General features: G+C 42.0%; 14 protein-coding genes and 1 pseudogene. 14 read left to right on the top strand and 1 reads right to left on the bottom strand.

All coding sequences use genetic code 11. The features are described from left to right. The 13 genes and pseudogenes from ACEW9O_RS02215 to ACEW9O_RS02155 all read left to right on the top strand — a co-directional run. On the top strand, nt 1-1,232 hold a 1,232-nt coding region (locus ACEW9O_RS02215), incomplete at its 5' end, for a DUF1501 domain-containing protein (RefSeq protein ID WP_373548485.1). 130 nt (nt 1,233-1,362) lie between these two features. Further along, nucleotides 1,363-1,602 carry a hypothetical protein gene (locus ACEW9O_RS02210; RefSeq protein ID WP_373548484.1) on the top strand — a complete coding sequence of 80 codons (240 nt, stop codon included), beginning with the start codon at nt 1,363-1,365 and terminating at the stop codon, nt 1,600-1,602. A gap of 573 nt (nt 1,603-2,175) precedes the next feature. Continuing rightward, a pseudogene (locus ACEW9O_RS02205) lies at nt 2,176-2,550 on the top strand (BON domain-containing protein); the annotation flags it as partial. Between the two features lie 119 nt (nt 2,551-2,669). Continuing rightward, nucleotides 2,670-3,194, top strand: a complete 525-nt coding sequence (locus ACEW9O_RS02200) for a hypothetical protein (RefSeq protein ID WP_373548483.1) — start codon at nt 2,670-2,672, stop codon at nt 3,192-3,194. Between the two features lie 33 nt (nt 3,195-3,227). Then, a complete protein-coding gene (locus tag ACEW9O_RS02195) occupies nt 3,228-3,542 on the top strand; it encodes an HPF/RaiA family ribosome-associated protein (RefSeq protein ID WP_373548482.1) in 315 nt (104 codons plus the stop codon). Nucleotides 3,543-3,794: 252 nt separating this feature from the next. Further along, entirely contained in the window at nt 3,795-4,172 is a 378-nt protein-coding gene (locus ACEW9O_RS02190; protein WP_373548481.1) for a hypothetical protein, read from the top strand. Between the two features lie 126 nt (nt 4,173-4,298). Further along, nucleotides 4,299-4,862 carry a cupin domain-containing protein gene (locus ACEW9O_RS02185; RefSeq protein WP_373548480.1) on the top strand — a complete coding sequence of 188 codons (564 nt, stop codon included), beginning with the start codon at nt 4,299-4,301 and terminating at the stop codon, nt 4,860-4,862. A gap of 52 nt (nt 4,863-4,914) precedes the next feature. Then, entirely contained in the window at nt 4,915-5,139 is a 225-nt protein-coding gene (locus ACEW9O_RS02180; RefSeq protein ID WP_373548479.1) for a hypothetical protein, read from the top strand. A gap of 11 nt (nt 5,140-5,150) precedes the next feature. After that, complete coding sequence (locus ACEW9O_RS02175) at nt 5,151-5,390, top strand: hypothetical protein (protein WP_373548478.1); 240 nt, start codon at nt 5,151-5,153, stop codon at nt 5,388-5,390. 83 nt (nt 5,391-5,473) lie between these two features. After that, nucleotides 5,474-5,896 (top strand): hypothetical protein, encoded by a 423-nt coding sequence (locus ACEW9O_RS02170; protein ID WP_373548477.1) that lies wholly within the window; start codon nt 5,474-5,476, stop codon nt 5,894-5,896. Nucleotides 5,897-5,967: 71 nt separating this feature from the next. Next, nucleotides 5,968-6,390 (top strand): SRPBCC domain-containing protein, encoded by a 423-nt coding sequence (locus ACEW9O_RS02165; RefSeq protein ID WP_373548476.1) that lies wholly within the window; start codon nt 5,968-5,970, stop codon nt 6,388-6,390. A 37-nt stretch (nt 6,391-6,427) separates the two neighbouring features. Then, nucleotides 6,428-6,817 carry a VOC family protein gene (locus ACEW9O_RS02160; RefSeq protein WP_373548475.1) on the top strand — a complete coding sequence of 130 codons (390 nt, stop codon included), beginning with the start codon at nt 6,428-6,430 and terminating at the stop codon, nt 6,815-6,817. A 76-nt stretch (nt 6,818-6,893) separates the two neighbouring features. Continuing rightward, nucleotides 6,894-7,256 (top strand): hypothetical protein, encoded by a 363-nt coding sequence (locus ACEW9O_RS02155; protein ID WP_373548474.1) that lies wholly within the window; start codon nt 6,894-6,896, stop codon nt 7,254-7,256. Nucleotides 7,257-7,287: 31 nt separating this feature from the next. On the opposite strand, the gene ACEW9O_RS02150 is transcribed toward ACEW9O_RS02155, so the two are convergent. Next, nucleotides 7,288-7,863, bottom strand: coding sequence for a Uma2 family endonuclease (locus ACEW9O_RS02150; RefSeq protein WP_373548473.1), 576 nt, complete (start codon nt 7,861-7,863; stop codon nt 7,288-7,290). 538 nt (nt 7,864-8,401) lie between these two features. Here ACEW9O_RS02150 and ACEW9O_RS02145 point away from each other — a divergent pair. Then, nucleotides 8,402-9,025: a hypothetical protein gene (locus tag ACEW9O_RS02145; RefSeq protein ID WP_373548472.1), complete on the top strand. Its 624-nt coding sequence runs from the start codon at nt 8,402-8,404 to the stop codon at nt 9,023-9,025. Nucleotides 9,026-9,077: the final 52 nt, after the last annotated feature.

Below are 9,077 nucleotides of genomic sequence, written 5' to 3'. Positions count from 1 at the left end.
AAAACCCAACGCCTCAACCCCTCAACTTCAAAAAAATGAAAAGAAGAAACTTCCTGAAGCAGTCGGCGCTGGCCAGTACAGCCATGATGATCCCGGCTTTTCTAAACGATATTTCCTTCGGCCAATTGATGGCCCGGCGGGCGGGTAAAGTGTTGGTAGTGGTGCAATTTTCGGGTGGCAACGACGGCCTTAACACCATCGTGCCTTACCAAAATGACCTCTACTACCAAAACCGGCCTAATCTCGCCATCCCAAAAACTGAAGTGCTGAAGGTGAGCGACGAGTTGGGGTTCAATCCCGCGCTGCAAGCTTTGCAAGGTTTGTACGATGAGGGCGTGATGAGCATTGTGAACAGTGTGGGGTACCCCAACCCCGATCGCTCGCATTTCCGCTCCATGGACATTTGGCACACGGCCAGCGAGAGTACGGAATACCTGAACAGCGGTTGGTTGGGGCGGTACCTCGATAGCAACTGTCCCGGTTGTGCGTCACCTTATCAGGCGATCGAGCTCGACGACACCTTGAGTTTGGCACTAAAGGGCGAAAAACGCCGGGGTTTTGCCATGAGTGATCCCGCGCAACTCAAACGAACTACCGACAACAAAATCCTGCAAGCGGTGGGCAAGACACCGAGTAGCGCCCTCCATGAAGATAACGTGGCTTACTTGTACAAAACCCTGGTTGACACCCAATCTTCGGCGGATTATTTGTTCGAAAAATCCAAGGTGTATCGCTCTACGGTGGCTTATCCCCAGAGCGAATTTGCCAAGGACCTGAAGATGATCTCCCAACTGATCACTGCCGATACGGATACCCGCATTTATTACGCCAGTCTGACCGGTTTTGATACCCATGCCAACCAGCGCAATCGCCAGGAACGCTTGCTCCAGCAATACGCAGAGGCTATGAAGGCTTTTGTACAAGACCTGAAGCAGAACAACCTGCTGAACGACGTTTTGATCATGACCTTCTCCGAATTTGGGCGCCGGGTCAAACAAAATGCCAGCTCGGGTACCGATCACGGTACGGCCAACAACCTCTTCCTGATGGGTGGAAACCTGAAAAAAGCAGGCTTTTTCAACGGCCCTGCCGACCTGAAAAACCTGGACGATGGCGACTTGAAATACCAGGTGGACTTCCGGGATATTTACACGACCGTGCTCAATCGCTGGCTGGATGCGCCTGCGCCTCAAATTTTGGGGCAGTCTTTTAAAGGTTTAGAACTTGTTTAACTCAAATAAAAAGTATTCCATGAAACTGCTAAAAATCAGCTTTGTCTTTGCCTTTTTTCTTTTGTTTACACTAAATTTGAGCGCACAGCGGCCAGGTGGTCGAGCTGGAGCTATCCCAAACCTTGACTCCATGCGGATCAAATTAAGTTTGACTGCGGATCAAGAAACCAAAATCAAAGGTGTACTGAGCGCCTACCGCCCCAAACTGAAAGATGCCCGCGACAACAATACCGAGCAAACCGCACGTCGCGAGGCCATGGCACCGTTGCTGCAAGCCATGCAAGAAGAAATCCGTGTGGTGTTGAATGATGATCAAAAAGCAAAACTGGATGTGATGAAGGCCAATCGGCCAAAGAAAGGGAAGAAATAAGGTGTTTCCAGGCTTCCAGGTGCTTGCTGGTCAGTCCATATGGTACTAATGAGTTACGAGTTTAGGAGTGAGCTACCGCAGCAACCCGGTCACTGAGCGTAGCCGAAGTGCAAGGGTTGCTGCGGTAGCTCACTCCTAAACTCGTAACTCATGTACGCTATAATAAAAAATCCTTTTTCAAAATCATCAGGCAATTCGCTAATCAATTGATAATCAAATTAATTTAAGTCTAATTCAAAAGCAGTTACACCCAATACCTTCGAAAATCCCCTGCAATGGAATCTCCACACCCATTGACTGCAAGGGGATCAGCGCATCTTAGGAATTTGTTGGGCGACCTTACTGCCGACCCTATATTTATGCCCATAAGTTTTGTGATTTTCACATCGCGGATACCTTACTCCATCTTGCCCAAGCACTGTGGAACCCTCTCGCCAACTCCACTACAATCCTAATTTGGGCAATGTGTGAATGATGGAACTCTTTTAAATAATAGTGTAAGGCTTTAGGTTTTAATAGTCCTCACCTTTGCACTCTTGTGAAAACTTGTTCACAATGTAAATAAGTTCCACAATGAAAAATAATGCAGAATTACAGACCGATGTTCAAAATGCCATCAAATGGGAACCCTTGTTAAAGGCAGCGGAAATTGGAGTTACCGCCAAAGATGGTGTTGTTTCTCTAACTGGTGTGGTGGACAGCTACGCTAAAAAAATGGAAGCAGAAAATGCCGCCAAGAGAGTAATTGGGGTGAAAGCTTTGGTTGAAAAAATTGAAGTGAAATTTCCAAATTCATGGACAAAAACCAATGCTCAAATTGCTACCGAAGTGTTAAATGTATTGAACGCAAACTGGTCTGTTCCTAAAGACAAAGTAACCGTAAAAGTAGAAGACGGTTGGGTTACTTTAGAAGGTGAACTGCCCTGGAACTACCAAAAAGAAGCTGCAAATTGATTATTACTATGCTTTAGTTGACTAACAAATTTTAAAGCGGTTGAAGCAAAACGCTTCTATCGCTTTTCATCATTGTCAATAGATCAGGTTGAGCTTCCAAAAACCATCAAAGCATGAAAACAAAAACTGAACTGGAACAAGATATTATAAATATCACCATGAGAATCCACAAGGAATATCCTGAATTGTCAAAATACATTGCTGAGATGCCGGTAAAAGTAGCAGGAATTGATCCCGCGGGAATGAGTTCTAATGACTTACAGGGATACTACAATTCCTTGGAGGAGGTATTGGCAGAATATTCGAAGACCCATGAAATTAAGCAAGTAAAAGATACCACCAAAACCTCAAAACTTTCAGGATATCCACTCTACCCGCCTTCAGAAGACATCTTTAATCAAGGTAAGGTAGAAATGGATTTCAACCCCGATGATCTTTCAAAAAATAAAGCCCCAAACCTTGCAGAAGGATCATTGAACGAAAAGGACTTTCAGGATGATATGTCAGGTGATGATTTGGATGTTCCAGGATCAGAATTAGATGATCAACTGGAAAGTGTGGGTAGTGAGGATGAAGAAAATAACTATTACAGTTTGGGCGGAGACAACCACAATGACCTGGAGGAAGACAACGGGTAACAGCATTCCTTAACACTAAAATAAAATTCAACCATGAAGATTCAATTCAATACCGATAAAACGATTATCGGCGACGAAAGACATGAAGATTTTTTCACTTCCCAAATTGCAACAGAGCTTGATCGATTCCAATCGCATATTTCAAGAATCGAAGCTCATCTCTCTGATGAAAATGGCAAAAAAAAAGGAATTGGTGACATGCGTTGTTTGTTGGAAGCCAGGATAGAAGGCAAACAACCTATCGCTGTTTCATTTCAGGCCAACACCATGGAACAAGCCGTATCAGGTGCTCTTGAGAAGTTAAAAGCTTCATTAAACACCATCATTGGGCATATGCAAAACCATTAAACCCAACATTATGAAAACTGAAATGGGAATAACGGATACCAATCGGCAAGCAGTTGCACACATTTAAAATGAAAAAATCAATTTTAGTCGCCGTATTGGGAGTGGCCTCATTAGGTACGCTCCCTTAATCTTGTAATGAGAATACCGGAGATAAAACTGACGCAACAGTGTCTGATGAAATGGAAAAGGATACGGCAAGAACCAGTGTCGAAACGCAAGATTCACAAAAGTTAATCATCAAAACCAAAAAAAATGGACACAACTAAAAACTTAGGCATCTGGATGGATCACTCAGTTGCAAATTTGATCGATTTAAATGCTGTGGAAAATAAGCATTCAATAGCCTCAAAATTCACTTTTACGACCAAAGAAGAAGCCTTGACCAGAAGTGAAAACCTCATGCACAACAAAGAACAGCAAATGGATGAGGCTTTTTACAAAGAAATAGGCGCTGAAATTTTGAGGTATGACCATGTACTCCTATTTGGTCCAACCAATGCAAAAACTGAGCTGCACAATTACCTGAATAAGGATTTACATTTTAAGGATATAAAAATAGACGTTGAATCGGAAGATAAGATGACCGATAATGAAAAAGTTGCTTTCGTGAAAAATCATTTTGAAGTCTAATGGTTAATTATAAGGCGGGTGAAGTACTTCACAAGAAATGGGACAGTATCGGTTGATGCTGTCCCATTTCTTTTGAAACTTATTGCTAAATTTGGGTTCAGAGCATGTCTAAAAAACAACCATAAAATGAAACGAGGAAAATTTATCTTATCAGCACTTGCACTCCTTCCATTGAGCATTTTGGCTAAAATCAAAACCAATCTATCGATGCGAATGGAAAAGGGATTCAGAGTAAAGGCAGGGGAAGCCAGGTTTGGTGAGCACTATAAAATGAAGGGCATCACCTTAAATAACCTAGACATAAAAATTTCCGGAACGGATACTGATAATGATTTAGCGGTGTTTGAGCAAACCGGACTGACGCCAAACGGAGGGCCTCCAATGCATATTCACCCTTTCCAGGATGAATGGTTTTATGTGATTGAGGGGGAATATCTGTTCCAGGTTGGTGACGACAGGTATCCAATGAAAGCTGGCGACACCATTTTTCTGCCAAGAAATGTGCAGCACGCCTTCTTGCAGTTGACAGAAAAAGGAAAAATGATCGTATCTTATTTGCCAGCAGGAAAAATGGAAGCATTTTTTAAGGTTACAGACAAATGGACTTCTCCGCCCTCAAAAGAAGAAATTGCAAAAGTTTTTGCCGACCATGATATGAAAGTTGTTGGCGCACCATTAAAAGCTGAATAATAAAGGCCAACTGGTAACAGTGGCCAGCTTAAGCAGACGAAACAAACAACTAATGGAAGAGCAAATTCAAAAAATCTTATTCAATCCTACCGTTGGCAAAATTGCTACCATCTTTATTGGTGTGGCGGTTATTTGGCTAATCATCAAAGCGCTTCAAAAGAATTTCTTTTCCAGAATAAAGGATAACGATAATCGATACCGGGCAAAAAAATTCAGCAGTTTCATTGGGTATTTTATGACGATTGTCTACTCTCCATTGTATTCAGTGATAAATTAGGCGGGCTTACTATGGCCTTAGGCGTTGCCGGTGCAGGAATCGCATTTGCCTTACAAGAGGTGATTGCAAATGACAATTGGGTGGAGTTTACCCTGCGATATGTGGTGAGCTATAAAAAAAGAAGAGCCACCAAAACAACCTTGTTTACCCGCTTGCTTAAAGAAATAGAGGCACCGAACAGCGGAATAAAATTGGCATCAGCAACTTTTCATTTGGTAGAAGCTCCGGAAATAAGGGTTAAAATGCAATAAGACAATGAAGCATCAACTCCATATAAACAACGCCATTATGACCTACAGAATAACCGCGCTCTACGTCCTGCTAATACAACTCAATGACACTCGAGGATTTAAAAAACGAAGCCATCCAATGGCGGTTTACCAAGTATAAACTAATCAACCTGACCATTGGTCTTTCAGCATTGTTGTTTTATGAATTTGTTGTGCGACCTTATTACCGACCCTATATTTATGCCCATAAGATTTATGATTTTCACATCGCGGATACATTGGGTAATTCCTTGGGAACAATTGCCGCAATATTTATACCGATTGGTCTTTTGACAAACGATAAAACGCACGGTTATTCCTTGATCAAACTACTAACGGCTAGTGTGGTTGTTTATGAAATTGGACAACCTCTTTTAGGTAAACCCATTGACTTTTGGGATATTCTCGCAACCCTCTTGTCGGGAGGAATCAGTTTTTTTCTATTTAAATGGCTTTTTGGGCAATCAGCAAAAATTGGGACTGATTGACGTTTGTGAGTATTATTTTTCGCAACTTCGCAAAAACACCCCCTTTTGGGCGTTACCCTAAAACTAACAACATGGCAACCAATATTTCAACGATTAAAATCAATGCCTCCACTCAAAAAGTTTGGGACACGGTGACCAAACCTGAATGGGTAAAACTTTGGCAATATGGCAGCGATTTGATTACCACCTGGGAAATCGGCACTGACATCAAATTCAGCACCGCATGGGAAGACAAGGTATTTGAGCAATGGGGGAAAGTTTTGGCATTCAAACCCACTGAATTGGTAAGTTATAGTTTGTTTGCCCCAAGGCCAGGTGTGGAAGACAAGCCTGAAAATTATTTTGTTATGAGCTATCACCTGAGCAGTGAAAATGGGCAGACCAAACTGGAAATTGTTCAGGAGGACAAGCGACCCAATGCTGTGCAAGAAGCACCTCAGGGCGAAGAAAATCCGGTATTGAAATTGTTGAAGGAGATTGCGGAAGCGGAGTGAAGCAGACAACAATGTAGCATAAATACATCAAAACACTATGGAAACTACAGACAACACCACTCATTTTGCTCCCGAACTGCACATTCCCAATGGGACGTTTAACATTGATTTTTACCTAAAATTCGGTGCAACTGAACATTTTTGTTTTCGGAACGATGATGGGAGTATTCACGTTGCTGAATTAGACTTCAACGGTGCAATTTTTCATGTGCACGAAACCATGCGTGACGCGCTTGAACCAATCAGCGCAAAGGGGGTAACTGCAGTTATTGGTTTGTTCGTTCCTGATGTGGACGACATCATGCATAAAGCCATTCAGGCAGGTGCAACAGAAATTAATCCTGCAACCGACCATGATTATGGTTACCGACAAGGAATGTTCAAAGACCCTTTTGGGCACCTTTGGCAAATACAGAAAAAAATCTAAAGAGACATATACGACAACACTGCGGGTAACAAAATATCAATTAATACTATTCCATCACTTAAATCTGTTAGGTCAAATGAATTTCACAAAATTGGTTCCCAACATTTTTTACGTCGACATCCAATCAGGAATCAAGACGTTTGTTGATTGTCTGGAGTTTAAAATTGGGCACAATGAAATCGATACGGCATCTCCATTTTGTGTAGTTGAAAAGGATGGCTTGCGGGTGAATCTTTTCCAGAATGAAGAACTTGCTAAAAAAGACAATCCAGAATTCAGGCTGGTCACAGAGAACATAGAGGAGGTTTATCAAAGTGTCTCATTAAAGTTTCCGGAATTACTACATCCCAACCTTTCTCGAATTACCATCAGGCCCTGGGGCGCAAAAGAGTTTGCTGTGATGGATGGTCAAATCGGGATTGTCATTCAACAATGGTGATGATTTGGAGGGAATTGGGTAAGCAGATTTGCTACGGAACATCCACCCCCCAATAAATCCCCTTCAATGGAATCTCCAAGCCCATTGACTGCAAGGGAATCAGTGCATCTGGCCCAACGTAATCCGTCATGCTCCAGAGGTTTTCTTTTTCTCGAAAGTACCGTGTGACCATGCGCTCGGTTTGGCTAATGATGATGTATTCTTTAAAAGTAGGAATGCTGCGGTACTGTTCAAATTTGGAAGAGAGATCGTAAGCCTCGGTTCCGTCCGAAGAAACTTCTACCACCAACAAAGGATTGGTGATGATGTCTCGGCGGTTTTTGTAGTAGCTAGGTTTGTCGGCAATGGCTACCGCATCAGGATATACAAAGCGGTTGTGCTTTTCAATCCAGACCTTCATGTCGCTGGTGTATATTTTGAAAGCCAGGTTGCGCGCTTCCAGTGCCTTGCCCATTTCAATGATGATGCGTGCGCAGATTTCGTTGTGCACATCACTTCCTCCCGCCATTTCCCAGATTTTCCCATTCCAATACTCGTGTTTGGTGAGGCTAGTGGATTCCATTTCCAGGTAATCCTCAATGCTGTACCGACTTGTCGCGATTGTCATGGTTGTCAATTTGACGCAAATTAAATAAAAAAAGCTTTGGAAGCAATATTGCCGGGTAGCGGCATCTGTAATGCTGATCTCCGGTTTGCAGAGTTATCAACTGCTCAATACCCCGACTATTGTGTTAAAGTGTAGCCACAAAGTGCGTAAAGTCCCCATTTAACTCGCCCTCCGTGCAACTGCGGTTTTGCAAAATTCCGAAAACCAATCTTAATTTGCCTCATCATTTTTCGGAACTTCGTAAAGCCGCCATGCGTTATACTTCACCGAGCCGGGTTTAGTACAAATCGTTTCTGCAAAACCTGGCAAAGTCTGAGTTTTTATAAGCTCATTTTTATAAGCCTGGCTCAAAGTAGTATTAGGCGAAAATTTTGCCCAGACAATGTACCTAGATAACAAACTTACATCAATTCGGACTTCAGCAAGAAAAAACTCGCGATTAATAGTTAATCACCTCGCCGAGACAAAAATATCACGCTCGACAGTTAATAAGATGGCGACATGTGAGCTTTGCAGTTTTTGCGGTGCCAAAGAAAACTTGACAAAGGAACACGTAATTCCTAAATGGACATACGAAGGTTCAACTGAAAAGTTTTTTATTACGAACATAAACGGTCTCGACCAGACTTATAACAAAACCACAGTCCCTGCATGTTCTGAATGCAACAACGAAAAATTAAGTTCGCTGGAGTTATATTTGACAAAGATATTTTCCGAAATTAATTTGCCGACCGAATACTTTAACAATGAAGACCTTTCTCACATTATTCGTTGGCTTGAAATAATTGACTATAAGTTCCAGGTATTAAATGCAAAAAGAACTTTTCTCGCTCACAAGGAGAAAGGCTATATCCCAGACTTGGCCGATACCCCACTTTTAATTTTAAGAGAAAGTGTCAATTACAGTCCAAATAAAGCCGTTGCCGAAATACGGCGGTCTCTAAAAAGGTTGACAATAAAAGACAAATCTCAGCATTTTAATTCCTTAACTATATTTGAAACTAAAAATAAAGGATTTCACTTCTTTCATAAAATGGACGACTTCATTTTTATTGAAATTCCTCAGCACAAAATCGCTCTATTCTATTTCTACAAAACGACCTTTAAGACCCTTAAATCTGGGCAACGAGCAGCCGAAAAAATAATTGATCAAGTATACTAGTCGTAAACCAAATCACAACATGATTTTTGCGAAATTCTGGTACGCCAATTTA

Source organism: Haliscomenobacter sp. (assembly GCF_041740695.1).
Classification (GTDB): Bacteria; Bacteroidota; Bacteroidia; order Chitinophagales; family Saprospiraceae; genus Haliscomenobacter.
The sequence above is the reverse complement of the archived record's forward strand: the minus strand, read 5'-3'. Positions and strand labels throughout refer to the sequence as shown.

Bases quoted from the DNA above. Each gene is read 5' to 3' on its own strand.
- ACEW9O_RS02180 (WP_373548479.1), top strand. From the start codon at position 4,915: ATGGAAGAGCAAATTCAAAAAATCTTATTCAATCCTACCGTTGGCAAA.
- ACEW9O_RS02155 (WP_373548474.1), top strand. From the start codon at position 6,894: ATGAATTTCACAAAATTGGTTCCCAACATTTTTTACGTCGACATCCAA.
- ACEW9O_RS02165 (WP_373548476.1), top strand. From the start codon at position 5,968: ATGGCAACCAATATTTCAACGATTAAAATCAATGCCTCCACTCAAAAA.
- ACEW9O_RS02170 (WP_373548477.1), top strand. From the start codon at position 5,474: ATGACACTCGAGGATTTAAAAAACGAAGCCATCCAATGGCGGTTTACC.
- ACEW9O_RS02150 (WP_373548473.1), bottom strand. From the start codon at position 7,863: ATGACAATCGCGACAAGTCGGTACAGCATTGAGGATTACCTGGAAATG.
- ACEW9O_RS02195 (WP_373548482.1), top strand. From the start codon at position 3,228: ATGAAGATTCAATTCAATACCGATAAAACGATTATCGGCGACGAAAGA.
- ACEW9O_RS02175 (WP_373548478.1), top strand. From the start codon at position 5,151: ATGGCCTTAGGCGTTGCCGGTGCAGGAATCGCATTTGCCTTACAAGAG.
- ACEW9O_RS02190 (WP_373548481.1), top strand. From the start codon at position 3,795: ATGGACACAACTAAAAACTTAGGCATCTGGATGGATCACTCAGTTGCA.
- ACEW9O_RS02200 (WP_373548483.1), top strand. From the start codon at position 2,670: ATGAAAACAAAAACTGAACTGGAACAAGATATTATAAATATCACCATG.
- ACEW9O_RS02210 (WP_373548484.1), top strand. From the start codon at position 1,363: ATGCGGATCAAATTAAGTTTGACTGCGGATCAAGAAACCAAAATCAAA.
- ACEW9O_RS02185 (WP_373548480.1), top strand. From the start codon at position 4,299: ATGAAACGAGGAAAATTTATCTTATCAGCACTTGCACTCCTTCCATTG.
- ACEW9O_RS02160 (WP_373548475.1), top strand. From the start codon at position 6,428: ATGGAAACTACAGACAACACCACTCATTTTGCTCCCGAACTGCACATT.